This is a genomic window from Pseudoalteromonas sp. 4NS20-0020 (assembly GCF_057554385.1).
The window spans coordinates 369,674-395,202 of sequence record NZ_BAAJMI010000003.1 but is presented as its reverse complement, the minus strand read 5'-3'; the positions used below and the strand labels follow the sequence as shown (position 1 = coordinate 395,202).

The 25,529-nt window shown below is 38.1% G+C and carries 22 protein-coding genes; 4 read left to right on the top strand and 18 right to left on the bottom strand.

The genetic code is table 11. The features are described 5' to 3' along the window. Window positions 1-2 precede the first annotated feature (2 nt). The 5 genes from sucA to sdhC form a co-directional block, all read right to left on the bottom strand. A complete protein-coding gene (sucA, locus tag AC27JL_RS08980; RefSeq protein WP_277054470.1) occupies window positions 3-2,822 on the bottom strand; it encodes a 2-oxoglutarate dehydrogenase E1 component in 2,820 nt (939 codons plus the stop codon). A gap of 90 nt (window positions 2,823-2,912) precedes the next feature. Beyond that, window positions 2,913-3,629: a succinate dehydrogenase iron-sulfur subunit gene (locus AC27JL_RS08975; RefSeq protein ID WP_006794722.1), complete on the bottom strand. Its 717-nt coding sequence runs from the start codon at window positions 3,627-3,629 to the stop codon at window positions 2,913-2,915. Window positions 3,630-3,639: 10 nt separating this feature from the next. Continuing rightward, window positions 3,640-5,412, bottom strand: coding sequence for a succinate dehydrogenase flavoprotein subunit (gene sdhA / locus AC27JL_RS08970; protein ID WP_006794723.1), 1,773 nt, complete (start codon window positions 5,410-5,412; stop codon window positions 3,640-3,642). Then, window positions 5,413-5,760 carry a succinate dehydrogenase, hydrophobic membrane anchor protein gene (gene sdhD, locus AC27JL_RS08965; RefSeq protein WP_006794724.1) on the bottom strand — a complete coding sequence of 116 codons (348 nt, stop codon included), beginning with the start codon at window positions 5,758-5,760 and terminating at the stop codon, window positions 5,413-5,415. After that, window positions 5,751-6,128, bottom strand: a complete 378-nt coding sequence (gene sdhC, locus AC27JL_RS08960; RefSeq protein ID WP_074210168.1) for a succinate dehydrogenase, cytochrome b556 subunit — start codon at window positions 6,126-6,128, stop codon at window positions 5,751-5,753. The genes sdhD and sdhC overlap by 10 nt, the downstream gene beginning before the upstream one ends. Before the next feature lie 421 nt (window positions 6,129-6,549). Here sdhC and AC27JL_RS08955 point away from each other — a divergent pair, with 421 nt between their 5' ends. From AC27JL_RS08955 to AC27JL_RS08945, 3 genes are all read left to right on the top strand, one after another. Beyond that, window positions 6,550-7,836 carry a citrate synthase gene (locus AC27JL_RS08955; protein WP_006794726.1) on the top strand — a complete coding sequence of 429 codons (1,287 nt, stop codon included), beginning with the start codon at window positions 6,550-6,552 and terminating at the stop codon, window positions 7,834-7,836. Window positions 7,837-7,946: 110 nt separating this feature from the next. After that, window positions 7,947-9,173 (top strand): SufS family cysteine desulfurase, encoded by a 1,227-nt coding sequence (locus AC27JL_RS08950; RefSeq protein ID WP_277054472.1) that lies wholly within the window; start codon window positions 7,947-7,949, stop codon window positions 9,171-9,173. A gap of 33 nt (window positions 9,174-9,206) precedes the next feature. Further along, window positions 9,207-9,623, top strand: coding sequence for a SufE family protein (locus tag AC27JL_RS08945; RefSeq protein WP_006794728.1), 417 nt, complete (start codon window positions 9,207-9,209; stop codon window positions 9,621-9,623). A gap of 6 nt (window positions 9,624-9,629) precedes the next feature. Here the strand turns inward: AC27JL_RS08945 and tcdA are convergent, their stop codons facing one another. Genes tcdA through AC27JL_RS08910 form a run of 7 tightly spaced genes read right to left on the bottom strand, consistent with a single transcriptional unit; the run spans window position 9,630 to window position 17,090 of the window. Beyond that, window positions 9,630-10,427 (bottom strand): tRNA cyclic N6-threonylcarbamoyladenosine(37) synthase TcdA, encoded by a 798-nt coding sequence (gene tcdA / locus AC27JL_RS08940; RefSeq protein WP_006794729.1) that lies wholly within the window; start codon window positions 10,425-10,427, stop codon window positions 9,630-9,632. Next, complete coding sequence (locus AC27JL_RS08935) at window positions 10,428-11,096, bottom strand: TIGR01621 family pseudouridine synthase (RefSeq protein ID WP_487195436.1); 669 nt, start codon at window positions 11,094-11,096, stop codon at window positions 10,428-10,430. Between the two features lie 7 nt (window positions 11,097-11,103). After that, window positions 11,104-11,865 (bottom strand): 3-deoxy-manno-octulosonate cytidylyltransferase, encoded by a 762-nt coding sequence (kdsB, locus tag AC27JL_RS08930; protein WP_487195435.1) that lies wholly within the window; start codon window positions 11,863-11,865, stop codon window positions 11,104-11,106. Then, window positions 11,853-12,050, bottom strand: a complete 198-nt coding sequence (locus AC27JL_RS08925) for a Trm112 family protein (protein WP_487195434.1) — start codon at window positions 12,048-12,050, stop codon at window positions 11,853-11,855. Before AC27JL_RS08925 ends, kdsB begins: the two co-directional genes overlap by 13 nt. Continuing rightward, window positions 12,040-13,020 carry a tetraacyldisaccharide 4'-kinase gene (lpxK, locus tag AC27JL_RS08920; RefSeq protein ID WP_487195433.1) on the bottom strand — a complete coding sequence of 327 codons (981 nt, stop codon included), beginning with the start codon at window positions 13,018-13,020 and terminating at the stop codon, window positions 12,040-12,042. Before lpxK ends, AC27JL_RS08925 begins: the two co-directional genes overlap by 11 nt. A 2-nt stretch (window positions 13,021-13,022) precedes the next feature. Next, window positions 13,023-14,762, bottom strand: coding sequence for a lipid A export permease/ATP-binding protein MsbA (gene msbA / locus AC27JL_RS08915; RefSeq protein ID WP_243530607.1), 1,740 nt, complete (start codon window positions 14,760-14,762; stop codon window positions 13,023-13,025). A gap of 60 nt (window positions 14,763-14,822) precedes the next feature. After that, window positions 14,823-17,090 carry a DNA internalization-related competence protein ComEC/Rec2 gene (locus AC27JL_RS08910; protein ID WP_487195432.1) on the bottom strand — a complete coding sequence of 756 codons (2,268 nt, stop codon included), beginning with the start codon at window positions 17,088-17,090 and terminating at the stop codon, window positions 14,823-14,825. Between AC27JL_RS08910 and AC27JL_RS08905 the strand changes: the two genes are divergently transcribed. Further along, on the top strand, window positions 17,070-17,573 hold the full coding sequence (locus AC27JL_RS08905; RefSeq protein ID WP_006792805.1) for a DUF2062 domain-containing protein: 504 nt from the start codon (window positions 17,070-17,072) through the stop codon (window positions 17,571-17,573). The two genes, AC27JL_RS08910 and AC27JL_RS08905, sit on opposite strands and share 21 nt — an antisense overlap. Before the next feature lie 70 nt (window positions 17,574-17,643). Here AC27JL_RS08905 and AC27JL_RS08900 read toward each other — a convergent pair whose 3' ends face one another. The 6 genes from AC27JL_RS08900 to pyrD form a co-directional block, all read right to left on the bottom strand. After that, window positions 17,644-19,389, bottom strand: a complete 1,746-nt coding sequence (locus AC27JL_RS08900) for a DUF3466 family protein (RefSeq protein ID WP_487195431.1) — start codon at window positions 19,387-19,389, stop codon at window positions 17,644-17,646. A gap of 11 nt (window positions 19,390-19,400) precedes the next feature. After that, window positions 19,401-21,314 carry an ATP-binding cassette ATPase Uup gene (gene uup, locus AC27JL_RS08895; RefSeq protein WP_487195430.1) on the bottom strand — a complete coding sequence of 638 codons (1,914 nt, stop codon included), beginning with the start codon at window positions 21,312-21,314 and terminating at the stop codon, window positions 19,401-19,403. Window positions 21,315-21,329: 15 nt separating this feature from the next. Beyond that, window positions 21,330-21,569: a glutaredoxin family protein gene (locus tag AC27JL_RS08890; RefSeq protein WP_006792808.1), complete on the bottom strand. Its 240-nt coding sequence runs from the start codon at window positions 21,567-21,569 to the stop codon at window positions 21,330-21,332. Beyond that, entirely contained in the window at window positions 21,562-23,679 is a 2,118-nt protein-coding gene (rlmKL, locus tag AC27JL_RS08885; protein ID WP_487195429.1) for a bifunctional 23S rRNA (guanine(2069)-N(7))-methyltransferase RlmK/23S rRNA (guanine(2445)-N(2))-methyltransferase RlmL, read from the bottom strand. Before rlmKL ends, AC27JL_RS08890 begins: the two co-directional genes overlap by 8 nt. Window positions 23,680-23,769: 90 nt before the next feature. Next, on the bottom strand, window positions 23,770-24,300 hold the full coding sequence (locus AC27JL_RS08880; RefSeq protein ID WP_271481224.1) for a cell division protein ZapC: 531 nt from the start codon (window positions 24,298-24,300) through the stop codon (window positions 23,770-23,772). A gap of 122 nt (window positions 24,301-24,422) precedes the next feature. Continuing rightward, window positions 24,423-25,433 (bottom strand): quinone-dependent dihydroorotate dehydrogenase, encoded by a 1,011-nt coding sequence (gene pyrD / locus AC27JL_RS08875; protein ID WP_487195428.1) that lies wholly within the window; start codon window positions 25,431-25,433, stop codon window positions 24,423-24,425. Window positions 25,434-25,529 lie beyond the last annotated feature (96 nt).

Here is a 25,529-nt window from a genome sequence, read left to right as displayed (position 1 = left end):
GCTTATCCTTTATTTTCTATAGTAAGCGCGTCAGCAACGAGCGCTTGTTGTTCTTTAGTATGTACTGACATGTAACCACACGCTGGTGATGCAGATGCTTTACGCCCAGCGTATTTCAACTTAGCACCTTGTGGAATTGCGTCAACAAAATGGTGTTGAGAACAGTACCATGCACCTTGGTTTTGTGGCTCTTCTTGACACCATACAAAATCAGTAACGTGTTGGTAACGTTCCATAATAGTTTTCATTTCGTCATGTGGGAACGGGTATAATTGCTCTACACGAACGATGGCAATATTATTTTGTTCCAGCTTACGACGCTCTTGTAGTAACTCGTAATAAACTTTACCACTACAGAAAACAACGCGTTCAACGTTCTCAGGTTTAATATCATCAACTTCGTCGATCATATTATGGAATACACCGTTTGAAAGTTCTTCAAGTGATGAAACTGCAAGAGGATGACGTAGTAACGATTTAGGCGTCATAACAATCAATGGACGACGTAGAGGTCTTACTGACTGACGTCGTAACATTGCATATACTTGCGCAGGTGTAGACGGAACACAAACTTGCATGTTGTGATCAGCACAAAGCTGTAAAAAACGCTCCAAACGAGCAGAGCTATGCTCTGGACCTTGGCCTTCATAACCGTGTGGTAACAAAATAGTAAGACCACATAAGCGACCCCACTTTTGCTCACCTGAACTCAAAAATTGGTCAAATACAACTTGCGCACCATTTGCAAAGTCACCAAACTGAGCTTCCCAAAGTACAAGAGAAGTTGGTTCGGCAGTCGCATAACCATACTCAAATGCAACTACTGCTTCTTCAGACAGTACAGAGTCGAAAACTTGGAAAGCGCCTTGATCTTCACTTAAGTGTTGTAAAGGAAGATAAGTCGCACCATCTTTTTGACTGTGAACAACGGCATGTCTATGGAAGAAAGTACCGCGACCAGAATCTTGGCCTGTCATTCTAATGTCAGTGCCTTCGGTTGCGATAGTTGCATAAGCAAGTGTTTCTGCCATTCCCCAATCAAGCGGTTTTTCACCAGTGGCCATTAACTTACGATCATCGTAAATCTTTTTAACGCGCGACTGAGCTTTATATTCTTCAGGGTAGCTCGCTACCTTTTCGCCAAGTTCTTTGAGCTTTTCAACCGAAACACTTGCGTCGTAATCAACATCCCAATCGTGGCCCACGTATTTAGCCCAATCTGAAGAATGAGAGGTTTCTGGTTGAATTTCAGATACAACGCAATTACCGTCATCTAACCCATTACGGTATTCATCGGCAAGTGCTTTAATTTCTTGTTCTGTAAAAGAGCCTTCAGCGATTAGTTGATCTGCATAAATAAGTCGCGGAACTGGGTGTTTTTTGATTTTTTGGTACATCAAAGGCTGAGTAGCATTTGGCTCATCAGCTTCATTGTGGCCATGTCGACGATAACAAACTAAGTCAATAACTACGTCACGCTTAAATTTGTTTCTAAAATCAAGTGCTATTTGTGTAACAAATGCAACCGCTTCAGGATCATCAGAGTTAACGTGGAAAATTGGTGACTGAACCATTTTGGCGATATCAGTACAGTAATCTGTAGAACGAACATCGTCTTGTTTAGAGGTAGTAAAACCAACTTGGTTATTAACAACAATTCGAATACTGCCACCACAACTAAACGCATTAGTTTGAGACAAGTTAAACGTTTCTTGTACTACACCTTGACCTGTTACAGCAGAATCACCATGAATTGTGATCGGTAATGCTTTTATTCCCGTAGTGTCACCTAAACGATCTAAACGAGCGCGTACAGAACCCATAACTACAGGGTTAACTATCTCAAGGTGAGAAGGATTAAAAGCAAGTGCCATATGAACGTTGCCGCCTTTAGTGGCAAAGTCCGATGAATAACCCATGTGGTACTTAACATCACCAGAACTTAATGTATCTTTATGCTTGCCAGCGAATTCATCAAAAAGCTCTGATGGATTTTTACCTAAAACGTTCACTAAAACGTTCAAGCGTCCGCGGTGAGCCATACCAATTACGGCTTCTTGTTGGCCACTTTCACCAGCTCGGTGAATTAGCTCTTTAAGCATAGGTACTAATGCATCCCCACCTTCTAGTGAGAACCGTTTTGCACCAGGGAACTTAGCACCCAAATATTTTTCAAGACCATCAGCTGCAGTTAACCCCTTGAGGATACGTAGCTTTTCTTCTTTTTCGAATTTAGGCCTAGATTGCACAGATTCTAAACGTTGTTGTAACCAACGCTTTTCTTCTGTAGATGTGATGTGCATATACTCTGCACCGATAGAACCACAATATGTAGTTTTAAGTGCTTGGTATAATTCACCTAAAGGCATAGAGTCTGAACCAACTGCAAAAGACCCTACATTAAACTCTCGCTCAAAATCAGCTTCTGACAAGTCGTGGTAATCTAGCTCTAAATCTCGAACACGCTCTCGTTCCCAAATACCTAATGGATCTAGGTTTGCATTTTGGTGTCCACGAAAACGGAAAGCATTAATAAGTTGCAGAACTTTAACCTGTTTAAGGTCACCGCCGCTACCCTCTGCTACCACTACTTCTCTATGCTTGTTTTTTGCAAGCTGTGCAAACTGTGCACGAACTTCTGAATGCTTAACTTCAACATCCACACCATTAACTTTTGGTAATTGTTCGAACACTTCTCGCCATTCATCTGGCACAGAAGTCGCATCATCTAAATACGCTTCATAAAGCTCTTCTACATAAGCAACGTTACCGCCGTTTAAATGTGAAGATTCTAACCATGCCTTCATCACACCTTCGTGCATTTATAAGCCCTTTTCTTTAGCGCAGAAATTAATAGTTATAATAACAAGATGGCTAGTAATGAAAACTAGCCATCTTACGTTTCTATGTAGTTAAACCGAACGGTTTAATAACATAGATTTGATTTGCCCAATCGCTTTGGTCGGATTAAGACCTTTAGGACAAACGCTAACACAGTTCATGATACTGTGACAACGGAACACACTGAACGCATCGTCTAGGTCTGCTAAACGCTCTTCTGTTGCTGTATCTCGGCTATCAGCTAAGAAACGGTAAGCATGAAGAAGGCCTGCTGGACCAATGAACTTGTCTGGATTCCACCAGAACGAAGGACACGATGTTGAACAACATGCACATAAAATACACTCATATAAGCCATCTAATTTATCACGTTCTTCAATAGACTGAAGACGTTCACCTGCAGCAGGTGTGTCATTAATTAGATAAGGTTTAACTTTTTCGTATTGAGTGTAGAACTGACTCATGTCAATAACAAGGTCACGTACCACTGGTAATCCTGGAAGAGGACGAACTACTATTGTACCTTTACCGTTATTTTGTAATGTAGATAAAGGAGTAATACATGCTAAACCATTCTTACCATTCATGTTAACACCGTCAGAACCACACACGCCTTCACGGCATGAACGACGGAATGAAAGTGAAGGATCTTGCTCTTTTAATAATAAAAGTGCATCCAGAACCATCATGTCGTGACCATCGTCAATTTGCAAGGTGTAATCTTGCATACGCGGTGCGTTGTCAACATCTGGATTGTAACGATAAACTGAAAATTGTACTTGTGCCATCGTCTCGCTCCTAGTATGTACGTGCTTTAGGTGGAAATGCTTCACGCGTCTTAGGCGCGTAGTTTACGTCACGCTTACTCATTTCATCCGTAACAGGATTGTATACTGAGTGACATAACCAGTTCGTGTCATCACGATCTGGGAAGTCGAAACGAGAGTGTGCACCACGGCTTTCTGTACGGAAGTTTGCAGCTACTGCTGTTGAGTAAGCTGTTTCCATTAAGTTATCAAGTTCAAGACATTCGATACGCTGCGTGTTGAAGTCTGACGATTTATCGTCAAGACGAGCATGTTGTAAACGCTCGCGAATTTCTTTAAGTTCTTGAAGACCAGTCGCCATTGAATCACCTTCACGGAATACCGAGAAGTTAAGCTGCATACATTGTTGAAGATCTTTCTTAATTTGAACAGGATCTTCACCTTGACCAGCTGTTGAGTTTTCCCAACGGTTATAACGTGCAAGAGACGCTTCTAAGTCTGATTCAGAGGCAGCTTTTGATACTTCAACATCTCTGAGGTATGTACCTAAGAAATTACCTGCAGCACGACCAAACACTACTAAATCAAGTAATGAGTTACCACCAAGACGGTTTGCACCGTGCACAGATACACATGCAATTTCGCCTACAGCAAATAAACCTTCAACTACTTTTTCATCGCCTTGAGCGTTGATTTGAAGCACTTGACCATTCACGTTAGTAGGTACACCACCCATCATATAATGACATGTTGGTATAACTGGAATTGGTTCTTTAGCTGGGTCTACGTGAGCAAATGTTTTTGCAAGGTCACAAACACCAGGAAGGCGTAGGTTAAGTGTCTCTTCACCTAAGTGGTCAAGCTTAAGCTTGATATGAGGACCCCAAGGACCATCACAACCACGGCCTTCACGAATTTCTGTCATCATTGAACGTGCAACAACATCTCGAGAAGCTAAGTCTTTTGCGTTAGGTGCATAACGTTCCATGAAACGCTCGCCATCTTTATTTAAAAGATAACCACCTTCACCACGACAACCTTCAGTTACAAGTGTACCTGCTCCTGCAATACCTGTCGGGTGGAACTGCCACATTTCCATGTCTTGCATAGAAATACCAGCACGTGTAGCCATACCAACACCGTCACCAGTGTTAATGTGAGCATTTGTGGTTGAAGCGTATATACGACCAGCACCACCAGTAGCTAGTACAACCGCCTTTGATTTGAAGTAAGTGATTTCACCTGTTTCAATCTCAATTGCAGTACAACCAACAACATCGCCGTTATCATTTTTAACTAAATCAAGTGCATACCACTCAGAGAATACATTTGTTTTATTTTTAACGTTTTGTTGATAAAGAAGATGTAATAAAGCATGGCCAGTACGGTCAGCTGCTGCTGCAGTACGTGCTGCTTGTTCGCCACCAAAATTCTTTGATTGGCCACCAAAAGGACGCTGGTATACACGGCCATTTTCAAAACGTGAAAATGGTAAACCCATGTTTTCTAATTCAGTAATTGCTTCTGGCCCGGTTTGACACATATACTCGATAGCGTCTTGGTCACCGATAAAATCGGAACCTTTAACGGTATCGTACATATGCCATTCCCAGTTATCTTCGTGTGAATTACCAAGCGCTACTGTAATACCACCTTGAGCGGATACGGTATGTGAACGCGTTGGGAATACTTTCGATATTAATGCACACGTTTTGCCAGATTCAGTAATAGCCAAGGCAGCGCGCATACCTGCACCACCTGCACCGATTACTACGGCGTCAAATTCACGAACAGAATATTTCACTTAAACACCCCATAATACAATTAGACCAATAGCTACGTAAGCAACGGCCATTAGGTTTAGAACAAACCCTAAAAATGCGCGTAACTTTGAGTTTTTAACATAGTCTGTTAAAACCTGCCAAAGGCCAATGCGGGTATGAACCATAATGCATACTAGGGTTACTAGCGTAAACCCTTTCATAGCTAGGTTAGAGAAGAGGCCTGTCCAGGCTTCGAAAGTGACTTCCGGCGTCGCTAAAAAATAGCCGATAATAAAAATAGCATATGCGCTAATTATTAATGCCGTGGTACGTAAAGATACGTAATCTTGTACACCATCACGTTTAAGAGTTGCTTGATTTAAGACCATATCCACACTCCCGCTAATACAGCGAATACAACGCCAAGAGCCATTGCAATTTTAGCGCTTAGGTTACCTGATTCAAGTTCTTCCCAGTGTCCCATATCCATTACCATGTGACGGATACCACCAATAAGGTGATAGCCTAGTACTGAAATAGTGCCCCAAGCTATAAATTTGGCAATGAATCCGTTAAACAGACCCTTGACGAATTCAAAACTTTCAGCTGACGAGAGAGACTCAGACCAAGCCCAAATGACAAACGTTAAAGCAAAAAATAATGCAACACCGGTGACGCGGTGAAAAATTGATGCTTTAGCCGTTGCCGGCATAGATATAGTTGTTAGATCTAGATTTACAGGTCTTTGCTTTTTCACAGTTACTTGCCCATCTTGCTCACATTGGAGCTCATCTACTTGCTTTTCTAAAAACCCACCAAATGTTTCTGGTGGAACTATCAAGATAAACGAATTAAAACATTAAAAGTTCACATTAATGTAAATTTTTTGAATGTAAAAATATCTTTACCCAAATACAATACGGTTTTAAAACCTCCGTTAGTATATATACCCATAAGGCTTTTTACAATTCTTGTTTATTTAGAGATGTTTGCGAATTAGCCAATAGTATAATACATATATGATACAGAATATTTATTATACAAATGTGCATAATGTTTATAAAAATTGACTTTAACCCCCTCTTTCACGTTAAAATGCGTAGATGTGCTTAAAACAGATTTCAGAACTTTAAAAATCTAAAAATCAGAATAGATATCTTAATAGGAGATACATAGCGATGGCAGATAAAAAAGCCACAGTTCATATTGATGGACTTGATCCAATCGAACTTCCAATTTATCAAGGCACTGCTGGCCAAGATGTAATCGACGTACGTACGTTAGGTTCACATGGCCACTTTACCTATGACCCAGGTTTCATGTCGACTGGTTCTTGTGAATCTGCAATCACCTACATTGATGGTGGTAAAGGTGTTTTACTTCACCGCGGTTACCCAATTGAGCAACTTGCTGAAGAATCAGACTATATTGAGCTTTGCTACTTACTTCTTAACGGTGAGTTACCATCTAAAGAGCAATACGATGCATTTGCAGAGAAAATCACTCGCAGCACAATGCTAGATCAAAAAATTGCAAATTTCTTCCAAGGTTTCCGCTTTGATGCACATCCAATGGCAATGCTTTGTGGTGTTGTGGGTGCTCTATCTTCTTTTTATCATGAAGATTTAGATATTACTGATGCTGAACAACGCAAAACAAGTGCTATTAGATTAGTTGCTAAATTACCTACAATTGCTGCAATGGCTTATAAAACAAACATTGGCCAGCCTTTTGTTTACCCACGAAATGACCTAAGCTATGCAGAAAACTTCTTACACATGATGTTCTCTGTTCCAGCTGAAGAGTACAAAGTAAACCCAATTACTGCTAAAGCAATGGACAAAATATTCATGCTTCACGCAGACCACGAACAAAATGCTTCTACATCTACAGTTCGCCTTGCTGGTTCTTCAGGTGCGAACCCATATGCATGTATTTCAGCTGGTATCGCTTCTTTATGGGGCCCTGCTCACGGCGGTGCTAACGAAGCATGTTTAAACATGTTAGAAGAAATTGGCTCAGTTGATCGTATCGATGAATACGTAGCCAAAGCAAAAGATAAGTCAGACCCGTTCCGTCTAATGGGCTTTGGACACCGTGTTTACAAGAACTTTGACCCACGAGCAACAGTAATGCGTCAAACGTGTCACGAAGTATTAGAAGAGCTAAACATTCAAGATCCTCTTCTTGATATTGCAATGAAGCTTGAGCAAATTGCCCTTGAAGACCCATACTTTGTTGAGAAGAAACTATACCCTAACGTAGATTTCTACTCAGGTATTATCTTAAAAGCGATTGGTATTCCAACAAGCATGTTCACTGTAATTTTTGCAATGGCACGTACTGTTGGTTGGATCACTCACTGGGACGAAATGCTTTCTCAGCCTGGTCATAAAATCAGCCGCCCTCGTCAAATGTATACTGGTTACACTGCCCGTGACTACGTATCTACCGACAAGCGCTAATATTATTTAGCTTAAAAAGGCCGCTTTTGCGGCCTTTTTTCTGTTCAATACTTGAGAATTATTATAAACCCATTACAATTTGCGCCTCAAAATGACCATGTTGAAGAGCTATGCCTGCTTTAGAATTTGATATTAATAAAATTAGAAATGACTTTCCTACTTTAAAGCAGCAGATAAATGCTAACCCACTTGTTTATTTAGACTCTGCAGCAACCACTCAAAAACCCCAATCAGTCATAGACGCTATAAATGAATTTTATACTAGCCAAAATGCAAATGTACATCGCGGCCGTCACACATTGAGCGAGCGTGCAACAAGCTTATACGAGCAAGCTCGTGACAAAACAGCCAAGTATTTTAATGTATCAAGTAAAGAAATTGTTTGGACTAAGGGTGCTACAGAGGCAATAAATTTAGTAAATAATGGTTTACGAAGCCGATTTAACCAAAACGATACTATTATTATCTCAGTATTAGAACATCATGCTAACATTGTGCCTTGGCAAGTACTTAGTGAGCAAACAGGCGCAAAATTATTAGCACTCCCAGTTAATGATGATGGAACATTAAATATTAAACAATGCTGTGATTTTATTAAGCAGTCTAAACCTAGTTTGTTTGCAATTACACAAGCATCTAACATGCTTGGTAATATCACAAATTTAAAGCCCCTTATTACTGCTGCAAAAGAAGTAAATTCACTCGTTTTAATAGATGGCGCTCAAGGCGCAATGCATTTAAAGCCTGATTTACATAACTTAAACTGTGATTTTTACGTGTGCTCAAGCCACAAGATGCTTGGCCCCACAGGTTTAGGTGTACTTTATGGCAAATATCAAGAACTTAATTCTTTAGATGTGTATCAAACTGGCGGGGAAATGATAGATAAGGTGTACCTTACGCATAGTACTTATCGCCCTGCACCTGCAAAATTTGAAACAGGTACTCCTAATATTTCTGGCGTATTAGGTTTTTCTGCGGCTTTGGATTATTTAAACGCCTTACAAAACGAACAATTACAAAAGTATGAGCAAAAACTATTTAATTATGCGGCTGAAAAACTGGTAACCATCAAAGGTATTACAATTTACAGCAATCTATCTGACAATATTGGCACTCTAAGTTTTAATTTTAAAGATGAGCATCCTTACGATTTGGCAACATTACTTGACGGTTATGGCGTTGCAGTCAGAGCAGGCCACCATTGTACGCAACCGCTTATGACTCATTTAGGAATAAATGGCACCTTAAGAGCCAGCTTTTGTTTTTACAATACCTATGAAGATGTTGACATATTCATCAACTCACTCAAAGAATGTATCGCCTTATTAGATTAAACGTCGCTTTTATATATTTTATTAGGATAACTCATGACAAATACGTTTAAAAAAACCACTGAGTCAATTGAAAAAGCGTCTTCTTGGCAGCAAAAGTATCGTGAAATAATGCTTTTAGGCAAAACTTTACCCGCTTTACCTGATGCTTTAAAAACAGAAGCTTCACTAGTTCCCGGCTGTGAAAGCAAGGTATGGATGTTTGTTGAATTTGATTTAAAAGAAAATACGTTAGTAGTCATTGGTGATTCAGATACACGTATCGTAAAAGGTTTGCTAGCAATTATTTTATCTTTATATAACGGACTGACACCAGAGCAAGTAGTGAAAATAGATGCGTATGAGGAGTTTGATAAGCTAGGTCTTATTAGCCACTTAAGTACATCACGTGGTAACGGAATTAAAGCCATGGTTGATAGAATCCAAACCATGGCACAGCAAAAAATAAGCTAAGTAGTGCTAAACCTGCAAACGCTGTTTTTTATCTAGGTATTTGCGAATAGCTTTGGCTGCTACAAAAAAGCCGAAACTTCCTGTAATCATCGTTACAGAGCCAAAACCGTTATTGCAATCCATATTCATGCTGCCATCTGCACTTTGCTTTGCATGGCAAACACTACCATCACTCCCTGGATAAACTAATTGCTCTGTTGAGTAAACGCAATCAACATTAAATTTTCGTTTAGGGTTATTACTAAAGTTATACTGTTTACGTAATATGTAGCGCACCTTTGCAAGTAAAGGATCTTGCGTTGTTTTAGCTACATCACCGAATGTAATTTGACTAGGATCGGTTTGACCACCAGCACCACCAGTGGTAATAATAGGCATTTTATTTCGCTTGCAATGGGCAATGAGTGCTGCTTTTTCTTTGACTGCATCAATGCAATCGATTACATAGTCAAAGCCGTGAATGTGCTCTTTAATATTTTCAAGTGTTATAAAGTCATCAATGACATCAATGTTGCATTCTGGATTTATAAGTTCACAACGCGCTTTCATTGCGTCGACTTTAGCATGACCAATCGTTCCAGATAAGGCATGGATTTGACGGTTTACATTGGTCGCACAAATATCATCAAGATCTATGAGCGTTATTCTACCTAAACCGGTGCGCGCAAGCGCCTCAGCTGCCCAACTTCCCACTCCACCAATGCCAACAACACAAAAGTGAGCCTCTTGAAGCCAATCAAATTGCTGATGACCATATAAACGTTTAATGCCACCAAAGCGGATGTCAGTTATTTTTTCACTCATTTACCAGTCCAGTTCCCATGGCGAACGCCATGCTTGAAAATTATCATGTTGTAACAAGGTTAAAAACGCATCACCGTTACTAGGTAAAAGCGTAAATTGTAAGTTCTCACCCTGCCAAGTAAAGCTCAATGCATAAGCATGCAAATATGTTCTATCTGAAGCCGTGCCTGAGTAAGCAATATCACCCAATATTGGGGATCCTATACTTTTTAAGGCAACTCTTAGCTGGTGTGTTTTACCCGAGAAAGGTTTTAAAATAAACGCTCTAAAACCCGCTTTAAAACTAATTGAATAAAAACGGGTAATTGCAGGATTTAAATTAGATGCCAATAGCTTATAGGTACCACGGCGCGACTTGGCCATGTCTCCTTTAACCCAACCTTGCTTTTTTTTAGGTCTAGAGTCTGTAATAGCAAGATAAAACTTATCAATAGTATGCTGTGCGAAAAGCTCAGTAAAAATTGCTGCAGCGCTTTTATTTCTTGCTAAAATAATTAGACCCGAAGTTACTTTATCTAGTCTATGAACTGCGTAAAGTTTCTCATTAAATTGTCGCTCAGCTAGCACAACAAAGCCAGGTCCATCTTCTGAATGAAAGCTGAGTTGTGCTGGTTTTTCGACAACATAAAAATCAGTATGCTCATATACCACGTTTAATATTAAGTTCATTAAAAGGTCACGCGTTTTTATTTTGTAAAAACGCGATTACTTTTGCTAAATCTTCAGCGGTATCAACACCTGCATGCGGAGCTACTTTTGCCTGCTCTATTTTAATACTATAACCGTGATATAAAACACGCAGCTGCTCTAATGACTCTAATAACTCTAAAGGTGAAACACTAAGTGCAATATATTGATTAATAAACCCTGCTCTGTAAGCGTAAATACCCACGTGACGTTGAAATGATGAAAGTTCTAAATCTCTTTTTTCGTCTAACATCGCAAGTCGATCAAACGGAATGCTTGCACGTGAAAAGTACAACGCGTTTTTATTTATATCGCTAACAACCTTGACTGCATTAGGATTAAATATTTCGTCTTTATGTTCAATGGCAACACTTAATGTGGCCATGGGTGCTGATGATTCATTTAGCAACTTAGCTACTTGCAAAACGTTATCGGGAGCTAGTAATGGTTCATCACCTTGAACATTTACAACTATGGTATTGCTATCTAAATTTAATAAAGCAACTACCTCCGCTAAGCGCTCGGTGCCTGACTGGTGATCTTCACGCGTCATTACAACATCATTAGTAAACGTACTAACCTCATCAAATACTTTTTGATGATCGGTTGCAATTATCACTTGGCTTGCACCTGATAAACATGCTTTCTCATAAACATGTTGAATCATAGGTTTACCACAAATGTCTGCTAGCGGTTTTCCTGGTAATCTTGTTGAAGCATAGCGCGCAGGTATAACAACTACGAATTCCACTTTTCAACCTCTTCTAACGATAACTCTCTTGCTTCATTTTCAAGTAATACCGGAATATCATCTTTAACAGGGTATGCAAGTTTTGCAGCAGTGCTAATTAGTTCACTGTTGTCTTTATCAAAACGTAATTTCCCTTTACATACAGGGCATGCAATTATTTCGAGTAATTTAGTATCAAAGGCCATTTAGGATCCCTTTTTCTTTTAATATTAAAGTTAATTTATTTATTACAGCCTGTGTTGGCTTTGCATTTACTGGTAAATAATACCAATTATCTTTGGCAAACTCGCTGCATTTTACGGCGTCTTTTTCGGTCATTAGAATATTGTCGTTACCAAATCGGGTAAAATCTTCGGCTGTGTATGGATGATGATCCCTAAAGTGATTTGAAGATAATAAAGTTATCCCCTGTTTTTTTAAGGTATTTTCAAAACGCTTAGGATTACCTATTGCGCTTACTGCATGGCCATTTTTAATCGATTCACTAATAGGAAAAGAACTTTTTACTGACCTGAGCGCTGCGGGCTCTAATGTGTAGTTATTACTATTCTGCCCTCCGTTTTCAACAATCAAATCAACCGACTTCAAACGTGCAGGTGTTTCTCGTAATGGCCCTGCAGGCATTAGCAACCCATTTCCAAATTGGCGTTCACTATCGACGATACAGCATTCAATAGTGCGTGCCATTTTGTAATGCTGCATACCATCGTCAGAGATAATGATATCTAAATTATAATCACGGGCTAGTAACTCAATATTGCGTTGTCGGTTTGGCCCTATAGCAATTGGGCATTTTAGACGATGAAACAGAAGTTTAGGCTCATCACCCGCCTCAGCAGCTGGCGTATTATCTTTAACAATTAAAGGATAATTACTCGCCTTACCACCATAACCTCGGCTAATGATTCCAACTGACAACCCTTGTTTTGTTAAAAAGTCATAAAGCCATAATACAAATGGTGTTTTACCATTTCCACCCACACTAATGTTACCAACAACAATAATAGGTATGTCGCTTTTAAATTGCTTAAATATTCCAAAACGATACATCTGCTTTCTGGTAATCGAAATTAGCCAAAATAAAGCTGACAATGGCAAAAAAAGTAATGTAATAAGTCCAACTGGTTCATACCAGCTTTTTTCGATTTTATTCACGGTTACTCGCCAAACTGCATTTTACACAACGCTGAATAAGTTCCATCGTTTGAAAGTAAGCTGGTGTGATCGCCACTTTCAATAACACGACCATTATCGATAACGTAAATTTTATCGCTATTTTCAATTGTAGATAATCGATGTGCAATGACAATTGATGTTTTATCTTTCATTAAGTCATCAAGCGCATGTTGAATCAGTTTTTCGGACTCTGTATCTAATGCGGATGTTGCCTCATCTAATATTAAAATAGGGGCATCTTTTAAAATAGCTCTGGCTATAGCGATGCGTTGACGTTGACCACCAGAGAGCATCACTCCGTTTTCACCTACCATCGTATTTAGCTTTTCAGGTAAGTCTTTTACAAACTCCCACACGTGGGCCTGCTTAGCTACCTGTAATAACTCAGCATCTGTAATATCTCGCTGAATTCCATAACATATATTGTTAGCTATAGTGTCGTTAAACAGCACAACCTGTTGCGATACTAGCGCAAATTGGCGTCGCAGATCTGTAAGCTTATAATCATTTAAAGGAATACCATCTAACAGTATTTGACTTGGTAAGTCTAAATCATAGTAACGTGGTAATAAATTAGAAATTGTTGATTTACCTGAACCCGAACGCCCAACTAACGCAATACTTTCGCCGGCTTGAATTGTAAGCGTTAAGTTATTTAATACAGGTTCATCTTTTGTGGGATATTTGAAAGTCACATTTTTGACCTCAATTAAACCTTTGGCTTTTGTTACAGATACTGTGCCTGTATCTTTTTCTATATTTTCGTCAAGTATTAAAAATATACTTTGCGCTGCAGAAATACCGCGCTGCATATCACTATTAACGTTAGCTAACTGTTTTAGCGGACGTAGTAACATCATCATCGATGAAATAAGCACAACAAAGTCGCCTGAGCTAATGCTGTCTATCATTGAGGGCATTGATACCACCCACAAAATAACGGCCATAGCACTCGCTGCAAGTATTTGAATAACTGAAACACTTAATGCCTTTGTAGCATCCATTTTTATACGTTGTTGTCGGTTATGATTGTTAATTTTAGAAAATTGATTAATTTCTCTCTCTTGACCGCCAAAACCATGAATCACTTTATGGCCACTGAGCATTTGCTCTGAGCTTCTTGTTACTTGCCCCATAGCTGATTGTATATTTTTAGAAATATGACGAAAACGCTTAGATACTATTGCAACGATCAGCGCAACTAAAGGAATAATAACTAAAAATATCAGAGATAATTGCCAGCTTGTATAAAACATTACACCAAGCAGAAAGACAACAAATGCCCCTTCTCGCACTACAATCAGTAATGCTTTGGTTATTGCTTGTTGAACTTGTTCTGTATCAAACGTGATTTTAGAAATTAGGTCACCTGTTGAGTTTTTATCGTGAAATGAAACAGGTAGATGTAAAATATGTTCAAATAATTCCTGACGGAGTGAACGAACAACTTGCGAGCCTACATAGCTTAGGCAATAAGATGACATAAAATTAAAAATACCACGACCAATAACCAAAGCTATCACTACAAAAGGAGCGTATTTTAATACTTCGTTATTTCGTTGATTTAAACCTTCATCAATAAAAGGCTTCATTAATTGAATAAATAAAGCATCCATACCGGAATAGCCAATCATGCCAACAATAGCAACTATTGCCACGCTTTTGTAAGCACCTACGTAAGAAATTAAACGCTTGTAAATTTGTGTAGTACTTTGATCCATAATACTCTCTTTATTCAATTACAGACCCTATTGTATCCTTGCTAGAACTAAAACAAAACGTCAATCTTTTATAAACCAGTAGCTTTGATAGTCTCGTGCTGTAATAACAGTCACAGTCTCTTCGTAAAACTCCACCGTAATTTGCCCGTGTTGCCCAGTAACATACTGCAAGGCATTAATGTTTCTATAACGCTCAACAACTTCTGTTTTAGGAAATTGCCACTGCCCTTTGTAAGCACTTGAGTGAATAACAATCTGTGGCATAACTGCAGTAATAAATTTCTTACTTGATGACGTACTACTACCGTGATGAGGGCTAAGTAACACTGTACTTTTTAAACTATCGCTAGAGTTTATCAGTTGCAACTCTCTATTTTTTGAAATATCGCCTGTAAATAGAACGCTGTGCTCTTTATCTGAAACCTTTATTACGCACGATTCATCATTTTCATTACCATACCAGGGAGTTGGGAAACTTTTAATTATTAGCCCAGCCATGTTTACTTCGTTTGGAATACACCCCTTTGAAGGTCCATCAGGGTGAAATTCATTAAATGAAAACTTTAAACCTGCGCCGATAAAATGAGATAAACCACCGGAATGGTCATTATCAAGGTGACTAACTACTGAATGAGTCACTGCAATATTATTTATATCAATAAAAGGTAACAAAATACTTTTAGCACGGCTAAAACGATTAAAGTAACTAGGTCCAAAATCATAAATAAATCCTTTATCATCTTTTTCAATAAGAGCCATAAGACCGTGACCAACATCGAAGACATGTAATTTCCATGTAGGCTTATCAGCAAGTAAATAATCAATATAGAGCATGACTAAAGGTAAAAAAGCGAGCCGCCTATATGGCGAAAAATAAAAAATTAAAAAAGTAAGATAAGCATAAATAATGACACTTAGACCAATAATTCCTATGTTTAGCCAACCAAAACCTGCCGGTAATTTATTTAAACAGGTAAAAATAAAAGCTAAACCGCTATCGATAAAAATAATCACCGTACTAATATCAAATACGGCACTTATAGCCGTTAATAAAAATAAACAAGGCATTAAAATCAATGAAAGAAATGGAATTGCGACTAAGTTTATGACTAACCCAGCAATACTCACGCCATTAAAAAAGTAAAAAGACAGAGGCAGTAAACCAATAAATAGTGCAGCCTGAATAGTAATTAATGCAAAAAGTACCTTTAGCAATGAATTGGTAAAGTGAGGTACATTTTTAATAACTAAAAAAATAACCACGACTGCAAAAAATGAAAAATATAATCCAGGATTAAGGGTATTGAACGGATTAACAACGAGTACAATAACAAACGCAAACAAAATACTGCGCCATCTCATTGGCTGCCTTTGAAAGTAATATAGAAGTAAATAACAGCCAAGCATTATTAGTGCACGAGTCGCTGAAACCAAAAAGTTACTTAAATAGACATAAACAAACGCTGATACAAAACCAATCGCACTGTAAGCAATTGAAAAATTGATCGTTTGATTATTAAACAACTTAACGTGGATAAATACCCACTTTGTAATGAAGAAACCAAAACCGAACACCAACCCAATGTGTAAGCCTGAAATAGCAAGTAAATGGCTTAAACCCAGTGATTGCATCAGCTGCTTATCACTCGGTGTCATTAACCTCTTATCCCCTGTTAATAAAGCATAATAAAGCCAATTTAGTGTTGTATTTTCGTATGTATTTTTAATGAAGCTTTTATAACTTTGAACACTATTTTGTTCTGAAGTGCTTTTGATTTTTAATTCTTTATTAAGAACTTTTCCTTTAAAGAAAATTCGCTGCTTAAATGCATACAGTTCGTTATCAAATACATTAAAGTTCTTATTACTTCTAAATTTTTTTAAATTAACACTTGCCACAAAACGATCATTAGCACGCAATGGGTGATCTAAATTAACGCTTAACATCGCGCTAGGTGCACTCAAATTAGAATAGTATTTTCCATTAATACGCACTAATTTTGCTTTGACATATTGGGGAGTTTTGTTTGAGATGACTTCTTGTATTACAACTTCAACTGGATATGCGTACTTTTCATCATTAATTATGTGCTCAAAGTTATAAAAAATATGATAATGCGCTATAACGATACAAATTCCACAAATAAAGCCTAACAATAAAGACAAAAACGGCTTAAAATAAGCGCCTATTATTACAATGGACACTGTAATAATAATAAATTCGAGAGTTTCGTAATAAAACACGGTTGAAATACAGCCAATTACAAAACCAAGACTGATCCACACTGATGTAAATGGTTGCTTTAAATGGCTAAGAAAACTATCCAAAGATTTTTACCCGATCCGAATAAAATTAGACATCATAAATCGTTAAAAATTTTTGGTAAGCTTTTGCAAGATGCAAATCTTTGGCACTTAAACAGACGTTCTGCTCGAGGAGCCTTTGCAGTTGGTTTATTTTTTGCTTTCATCCCTGTTCCCTTTCAAATGGTTTTAGCCGCAGCGACTGCTATTTTATTTAGAGTTAACTTACCTATCTCAGCAACACTTGTTTGGCTTACTAATCCTTTAACCATGCCACCTATTTTTTATGGGTCTTACCTCGTTGGCACTCTTGTTTTAAATCAACCAGAACAACACTTCGCTTTTGAGCTTAACTGGGCTTGGTTTGAGCAGAGTATCGAAACCATTGGCCCTGCATTCTTAGTTGGCTCGCTTGTATGCGCCTCTATAGCATCAATCATAGGCTATTTTGGCATTGATATTTTATGGCGCCGCTCTGTTGTAAAGGCAAGAGCTGCACGCAAATAATATCGATCCTTTGAATAGTATAGACGAAAAAAAACCCAGCTAGAAAGCTGGGTTTTTTATTCAAAAATATTTAAAAACGAAATACGCGTCGAATACCAATTAATGGTAAAAGAAATAACGCTAACCAAGAGGTACTGGCTGAACTTCTTTCAAAAAATTCGGCCTCTGGCGGTGCGCAATCTTCAATTTCACCATTATCCAGAGGAGTTAATTTAACTGCAACAGCGACAGTTTCAAATTCAATATTACCGTTGATATCAGTCACTATACCACCAAGTGTGTCACGCTTTTCTACTGTTTTGGTGGCTACACCAAACACTTCGTTATTCTCATTAATAATATTAGCTTCAACAACTGTGTATGGGTAATCAGTTTCACCATCTGATTCATAACATGGTAAAAAGTCATTAATGTTAGTTATTTTATCTTCACCAATTTTATAAATAAATGCGGCTTTATCTCGTGAACTGTCCGATCCACCTAATTCACTCTCACCAACAATATAACCTTGATTATTGATATCGTTAGCAGTCGAGTTTGCTGCTAAAAAGAAGTTTGTAGGGTAAACAGTGTTACCAGTAGCGATATCATGATAAAAGAATTTTCTTACCCGAGTGTTTTCAACTATTCGAGTTACATAACCAGCAATAATATTTTCATCATTTATTGCTGAAGAAATCCCTGTCTGATTAGAGTCATTTTCTTGGTCAATATAAGTAACAACTTCGCCATCTTTGAAGTACACAGGCATTGTAACAAATGTATTATCATTATTTTTATAACGTGTATGTGATGAGCCTACTGCAACACCATTTGCATTTACTGCAAAAGCAGTACTGGTAAATGTGTCTTCTTCCACTTCATCTTCATCTGGAGTTAAAGCTAACCCAAGTTCTTCTACAGAAGTAATATTAAGGGAGTCATCCAACTGCCACTTGACAGCTCGCTTGTTAAAAATTCCGCCAAGAAAATTGCTATTTAATAGATTAATACAAGAAGAAACGGGTTCATCTTCGCCATCGCAATTTTCATCAATATCTTCTAATCTTTCAAAGTTAATATCCGTTGACACATTGCCTACAACAATATAACCATTATTAGTTTTAACAATATCATTGGCACGGCTTGTACCCCCGTATTCATTGAACTCAGGAACAAGAGGTACTTCTGTGCCATCAGCACCTATTACAATTCCTCGTTCGATAAAGTCATGAGTAAACCAAGTTTCAGCCTCATCTTCATCCTCTGGTGTGAAAGAAACTTTGTCATAGGGTGCACTCCCCCAACCAACTGAGACTCCGTCTTCGCTCACGGCGTTGTAAACGTTAAAAGTAGAACGAGTTAAACCATCATAGTCTACTGAAGAAATATCAAAAAGAGACTGTTCAACAACTTCATTTTCGTTAAATCTAATACCGGTAAACGAATTTAGTTTTTGATATTCAAAATTAGTCGATAAACCTGATAAAAATCTAACCATAAAGTCATGCGCATCAGGATTAGTCAAAGCTGCATCATTATTCTCTATATCATCAAGTGTAAAAGTAATTACCTTATCACTTAGTTCGAAAATTGAAACTTCTCTGTCGTAAGCACTCTCAATTGTATTATCTGTAAAATCAATATAACTGGTATCTATGGGTAAGTTATATAACTCATTTGCTAAACCAATTATGTGCCCGCTTTCACTTGCATCAGTAACGTAAGAAAATTTTGCATTATCGAGTGTGCCTAATTCACTTAATTGGTATGTTGCACTAATAGCTGATGTACTCAATGTCGCTAAGATACTGGCAGCGAGTAATTTATATTTCATTTTAGTCCTTACTACTGATTCTGTAATTCTTCAAGTTCTTCCCATCGCTCAAAAGCGGCTTCAAGGTCAGACTCAAGTTGTGCTAAATGGTTCAATGCTTTGGTTGTTATGTCACTGTCTTGTTTAAAAAAGTCAGGATCGCCTACCACATTTTGCTGGGCTTCTACGTCAGCTTCAAGTTGCTCCATTTTATTAGGCAACTGCTCTAATTCAAGTTTTAATTTGTAAGAAAGCTTATTCGTTTTAGCGACTGGCTTTGCAGCAGGGGTCGGTTGCTTCTCTACTTTTTTTGCAGCTGGTTGAACAGCTTGTTTTTCTTGTTCTGCTAAATAACTTACATAAGCTTCATAGTCACTATAACCGCCGACTATATCTGTCACTTTTCCGTTACCTTCAAATGCCCATACACTAGAGCATGTATTATCGATAAATTCACGGTCATGGCTTACAATAATAACGGTACCTTGATACTGATTAATAATGTCTTCTAACAGCTCAAGTGTTTCAATGTCTAAATCATTGGTTGGCTCATCCAATACCAGGATATTCGATGGTTTTAAAAATAGCTTAGCAAGTAATAATCGGTTTTTTTCGCCGCCAGATAAGGCCTTAACGGGTGTTCTAGCGCGCGCAGGTGGAAACAAAAAGTCTTGTAAATAACCTAATACATGACGAGAGCGCCCCCCCATCATGACTTCTTGCTTACCTTCTGCAACATTGTCTTGTACTGTTGCTTCTTCGTCTAACTTTTCACGGTATTGATCAAAGTAAGCAAATTCTAGATTAACACCCTGCTTAGTTTCACCGCTGTCAGGTGCTAAGTCACCAAACATTAGTTTTAATAGTGTTGTTTTACCTACACCATTAGGACCGACTAAACCGATACGGTCGCCACGCATAACTAAAGTAGAAAAGTCGCTTACAATCGTTTTCTCTTTAAAAGCATGAGATAAATGCTTAGCTTCAAAAACTAATTTACCTGAGCGGTCTGCGGTTTCAATATTGAAATCTGTTTTACCAACTTGATCAACTCGTTGCTTACGCTCATTACGCAATTGTTTTAATTCACGAACACGGCCTTCATTACGAGTTCTTCGGGCTTTTACGCCCTGACGGATCCACGCTTCCTCTTCAGCTAATCGTTTATCAAAGAGTGCATTTTGACTTTCTTCTACTTTTAAGTCATGCGCTTTTTGTTCTAGATAAGTGGCGTAGTCACCTGGATATGAAATAAGTTTGCCGCGGTCTAAATCCAAAATACGCGTAGCAATTGCACGAATAAACGCACGATCGTGAGATATAAATACAATCCCACCTTTAAAGTCTTTTAAGAACTGCTCTAACCACATCACACTTGTCATATCTAAGTGGTTTGTTGGTTCGTCTAATAGCAACAAGTCTGGCTCACTAACTAATGCACGTGCCAGTGCAACTTTACGTAACCATCCACCTGAAAGCGATTCAAGTTTCGCATCAGGTGTCAGCTCAAGCTTAGTTAACACTAATTGAATACGGCTATCGAAGCGCCAGCCATCAGCGGCTTCTAGCTTATTAGATAAGCGCTCAAGTTTATTTAATAATTGATCGGTACATTCAGTTTGCAGTTCATTACTCACATGGTGATAATCGATAAGTAAATTAGCTATTTCTGGCATACCTTGGGCAACATAATCAAATACGGTACCGCTAGCCCCTTTAGGTGGATCTTGTTCAAGACGAGAGATTTTTAAACCACCGAGCTGGTTTATTTCACCATCATCCAATATGACTTGGCCGTCTAATACTTTTAACAGCGTTGATTTACCTGCGCCGTTACGCCCCACAATACAAACTCGCTCACCACTTTCAATAACAGCATCTGCGTTGTTAAGTAACGCATGTGTACCAAAGGCAAGCTGTGCTTTCGAAATTCTTATTAAATCCATAATTCTACAATGCTCTTAATCTGCCAGTGCTAAAAATATTTGCACTTGTTCTGCAGTAAAAGGCCAAAACAATTGTTGGCCATGTTCATTTTTTAAAACAGGAATACTTACCTGATATTGCGCAATAAGCTGTTTGTCAGTCATTATGTCTGTTAACAATAAACTGCCCTCGCTCATTAATAACGGTGTTATTAATGCGTGGGCTTGTTCACATAAATGACACCCTTCCGTATGGTATAAAGTCCACTTAGCCATGGGTAATTAACCAGCTGTTATGAATTTTTTTATTACGCTTAAAGTCTGGTGAGAGTGTTTTCTCAGAAATATTAACGGCTTTTAAACCTAAACCAATCAATCCAACTTCATCCATAACAAAGCCACGTTTGTTGTTAGAAAAAATCAATGTTCCAGACGGGCTAAGAATTTTTTTAACCCAAGTAAGTAACTTAATGTGATCGCTCTGCACATCAAACGCATCTTTCATTCGCTTTGAATTTGAAAATGTTGGAGGGTCAAGAAAGATTAAATCATATTGCGCAGTCGCATGCTCTAGCCATTTAAGGCAATCTGCTTGCTCAAAACGGTAACGCGTGTTGCTAATATTATTTAAATCAAAATTATCTTGGCCCCATTTTAAATAGGTTTTGGATAAATCAACTGTGGTTATAGCCTTTGCCCCACCAATGGCTGCATGAACTGATGCACTTCCTGTGTAGGCAAATAAATTTAAAAAACGTTTGTCCTTGGCGTTTTCTTGAATGTAGCGACGAACTAAACGATGATCTAAAAATAACCCCGTGTCTAGATAATCAAATAAATTGACTTTAAACTTAGCACCAAACTCTTCAACAACCATCGTTCTATTTTGCTTAGCCATAGGGGTGTATTGCTCTTCACCTTTTTGCTTTTTGCGAACTTTTACGGCTATGTTTTCAGGTGCTATGTTTAGTTGTTGCGCTGTTAAGCTAATGACGTCCTGAAGGCGCTTATCAGACACCTTTTCATCTATTTCTTTCGGTGCCGCGTACTCAAAAATTACAGCGCTGTCGTTATATACATCAACCGCTACATTGTATTCTGGAATATCAGCATCATAAACGCGATACGCGTCAACTTTGTTTTGCTTTAACCAATTTTTAAGGCCTTGTTTATTTTTTTTAAGACGGTTAGCAAACGACATTGAACCTTCATAATTAAGGGCTTTTTTGTCATCAGTCGTCAAGCTAACTTGCTTGTCATCTAGTTGATATAAGTTAAGCTCTACATCTAATGGACCATTTTTAAATTTATAACGTTTTAATTTAACAAGCTTTAAAAGTTTAAATAAACTCTCATCCATGCCCAATAACGCCAGTTTCCAATGGTTAAAATGCTTTTTAAAGCCGACACCTAAATTACGGTGTAAATCAACTAACTCAGCCATAGAGCCAATACGTTCACCATAAGGCAAATTTGAAATAACCACACCTGGTAATTTAGCTACTGCGGTTAACTTTGTTGCGTCGCTTTGCTTAAATTTAATTATGTCATCAAGCTCGGCACGCTTTGCATTATCAATGGCTTTACTTAATACCTGAGCATCGTAGTCGTGGCCTATTAACCAAAGTTTCGGGTCGGTTATATTTGCAAGTAGTTCTTCTTTTAACGCTTTAAATTTTGCCACTCTAAAACTAGGTAAACGCTCAAAAGCAAAGCCTTCACGAAACAAACCTGGCGCTTCATTACGTGCTATACCTGCGGCTTCTATTAAAATAGTACCCGCACCACAACATGGGTCAAACAGAGGTTGTTTAACGTTATCTAGCCATCCGCTGCGTTTAATAATTGCTGCCGCTAAATGCTCTTTTATCGGCGCTTTACCTTGTCCCTGTCGGTACCCACGTTCAGATAGTCTTGGTCCTGAGTAGTCAATATATAAAGAAACACCGTGGCGATTTAAACGTGCAACAACACGAACATTGGCATCCTGTTTATCAACATTAGGGCGTTGCTCATACAAATCATTAAAGTAGTCAACAATAGCATCTTTAATTACTAAACCTGAAAACTGTGTATTCTTTAACGAATCATTAGTACCGTTAAAATCTACAGCAAATGTTTGCGTTGGGCCAAACCATTCTTGCCAAGGTTGAAAACGAGCAAATTTATACAAGCTATCTTTATCATCAACGCCTTCTTTTTCTTCGATAAGCATAAGCACACGCGTTGCAAAACGGCTTGATAAACAAACCTTTTGCGCTAGTAATGAGTCAGCCTCAAAACGAACAGAACCAACAGTTTGCTTAGACACAGCAGCGCCAAGTTCTGTTAACTCATCAACCAATAAATTTTCGATTCCGATAGAAGTAAGTGCGATAAATTGCAAAGTAGTAACCCTTAATAGCTAATTGCGCAGGATTATACCATAGGTTGAGGGACAAACACGCCATAACACATGCTTAATAGCGTAAATTACTTAGGCAGTTTTAAATTTAAGTTGCTGAGTTAAGATAGGATGAACGCGATTATTTAGAATTTTGATAGCTTCAAATTGAGCAAGAGATAAATTTTCGTCTAATTGAAAATTCTCGCTTAAATTTAAGCAAACCGAGGCATCATGACAGTGATCAACAATCAAAAAGTCGCCCGTTTGCGCCTTAGAAACTAATTTAACGACTGCTTCAACACTTGGTTGGCTGCCAGTATATTCATTAAAAAACCAGCTTTTTGCTAGCACAGGTTTTAAATGAAACTTAACCGCTGTAGCATTTAACGCTATTTGACATATTTGTGCACCAGACCAGATTTCAAACCCGTCCAGATAATTATAAACTTGTTCGTAAAATGCAGCATCTTCTAAGCTAAAGTTAGGATTTTTGATAACTAAATCTGTTAACTGCCTTATTTTATAAGGGGTGCAAAGCTGCATTTCATCGTTCAAATCAAGTAATAAACGATTTTTATTAGGACAAGCAATCCACTGCCATTGCTTTGATGCTTGTAACATTTGCTCCTCCTTGTGGGCTATATTAAAAATAGTATCAGTTCAAAGTATAACTGCTTTTGACCATTTTATACATAAATGCTTAGAACATTTATCGAACGATCAAAAGCTTAGATAACTGATCCTTATAAGCCGTTTACGATCGATTTTACCAATTCAGGGCCTTTATAAATAAAACCTGTATAAACCTGTACTAAACTAGCACCCGCATTAAGCTTCTCTTTAGCTGAATTAGCATCATCAATTCCGCCAACACCAATAATAGGTAACTGGCCTTTTGTTAATCGTCTTAATTCACTTACTACTTCTGTAGAGCGTGTTCTTACAGGGTGTCCTGATAAACCACCGGCCTCATCAGCATACTGCTGACCAATCACATCACTTCGTTCTAGTGTAGTATTAGTTGCAATTACCCCGTCAATTTTGTTGTTTAGCAGTGATTCACTTACCTGTTCAATTTGAATAGGATCAAGATCCGGCGCAATTTTAACAAGCATAGGAACTTGCTTATTATGTTTTGAAATTAAATCTAGCTGCTCATTTTTAAGACTTTGCAATAAATCATCAAGTGCAGCACCGTATTGTAAATCTCTCAGGCCGGGTGTGTTTGGTGAAGAAATATTCACGGTAATATAAGAGGCATGCTCAAAAACTTTTCTCATACAGTGTATGTAATCGTCTTTACCTTGCTCATTAGGGGTATCTTTATTTTTACCTATATTAATACCTAATATGCCGTTGTACTTTGCTGCTTTTACATTACTAATTAAATTATCAACACCTTTATTATTAAAACCCATACGATTAATAATAGCGTTTGATTCTGGCAATCTAAATATACGGGGTTTATCGTTACCTGCTTGCGGGCGAGGTGTAACAGTACCCACCTCTATAAAACCAAAACCCATTTGACTAAATGCATCTATGCACTCTGCATTTTTATCTAAACCTGCAGCTAAGCCAACCGGATTTTTAAATTCAAGACCTAAAAAGTTAACGGGCTTATTTGCTACAGATTGCGACCATGCGGCACTCAAAGGCGTATTAGCAAAGCGGCTTAAATTATTAAGAGCAAATTCATGTGCCCACTCCGCATCACGGGTAAACATAAAACGGCGAGCTAAATCGTAAAACATGAATATATTCCTCTTTAAATTACAGACAAAAAAATACCTCAGTCAAGGCTGAGGTATTATATAACATTTTTAATAATTAGCTTATTACTTAGTTAA

Excerpts from the sequence above, each read along its gene's own strand:
- sucA (WP_277054470.1), bottom strand. The coding sequence starts at position 2,822 with ATGCACGAAGGTGTGATGAAGGCATGGTTAGAATCTTCACATTTAAAC.
- AC27JL_RS08900 (WP_487195431.1), bottom strand. The coding sequence starts at position 19,389 with ATGAAATATAAATTACTCGCTGCCAGTATCTTAGCGACATTGAGTACA.
- AC27JL_RS08955 (WP_006794726.1), top strand. The coding sequence starts at position 6,550 with ATGGCAGATAAAAAAGCCACAGTTCATATTGATGGACTTGATCCAATC.
- msbA (WP_243530607.1), bottom strand. The coding sequence starts at position 14,762 with ATGGATCAAAGTACTACACAAATTTACAAGCGTTTAATTTCTTACGTA.
- AC27JL_RS08925 (WP_487195434.1), bottom strand. The coding sequence starts at position 12,050 with ATGGCCTTTGATACTAAATTACTCGAAATAATTGCATGCCCTGTATGT.
- AC27JL_RS08950 (WP_277054472.1), top strand. The coding sequence starts at position 7,947 with ATGCCTGCTTTAGAATTTGATATTAATAAAATTAGAAATGACTTTCCT.
- AC27JL_RS08935 (WP_487195436.1), bottom strand. The coding sequence starts at position 11,096 with ATGAACTTAATATTAAACGTGGTATATGAGCATACTGATTTTTATGTT.
- tcdA (WP_006794729.1), bottom strand. The coding sequence starts at position 10,427 with ATGAGTGAAAAAATAACTGACATCCGCTTTGGTGGCATTAAACGTTTA.
- AC27JL_RS08890 (WP_006792808.1), bottom strand. The coding sequence starts at position 21,569 with ATGGCTAAGTGGACTTTATACCATACGGAAGGGTGTCATTTATGTGAA.
- AC27JL_RS08975 (WP_006794722.1), bottom strand. The coding sequence starts at position 3,629 with ATGGCACAAGTACAATTTTCAGTTTATCGTTACAATCCAGATGTTGAC.
- pyrD (WP_487195428.1), bottom strand. The coding sequence starts at position 25,433 with ATGTTTTACGATTTAGCTCGCCGTTTTATGTTTACCCGTGATGCGGAG.
- AC27JL_RS08880 (WP_271481224.1), bottom strand. The coding sequence starts at position 24,300 with ATGTTACAAGCATCAAAGCAATGGCAGTGGATTGCTTGTCCTAATAAA.
- AC27JL_RS08905 (WP_006792805.1), top strand. The coding sequence starts at position 17,070 with ATGGCTAAGAAAACTATCCAAAGATTTTTACCCGATCCGAATAAAATT.
- uup (WP_487195430.1), bottom strand. The coding sequence starts at position 21,314 with ATGGATTTAATAAGAATTTCGAAAGCACAGCTTGCCTTTGGTACACAT.
- AC27JL_RS08945 (WP_006794728.1), top strand. The coding sequence starts at position 9,207 with ATGACAAATACGTTTAAAAAAACCACTGAGTCAATTGAAAAAGCGTCT.
- sdhD (WP_006794724.1), bottom strand. The coding sequence starts at position 5,760 with ATGGTCTTAAATCAAGCAACTCTTAAACGTGATGGTGTACAAGATTAC.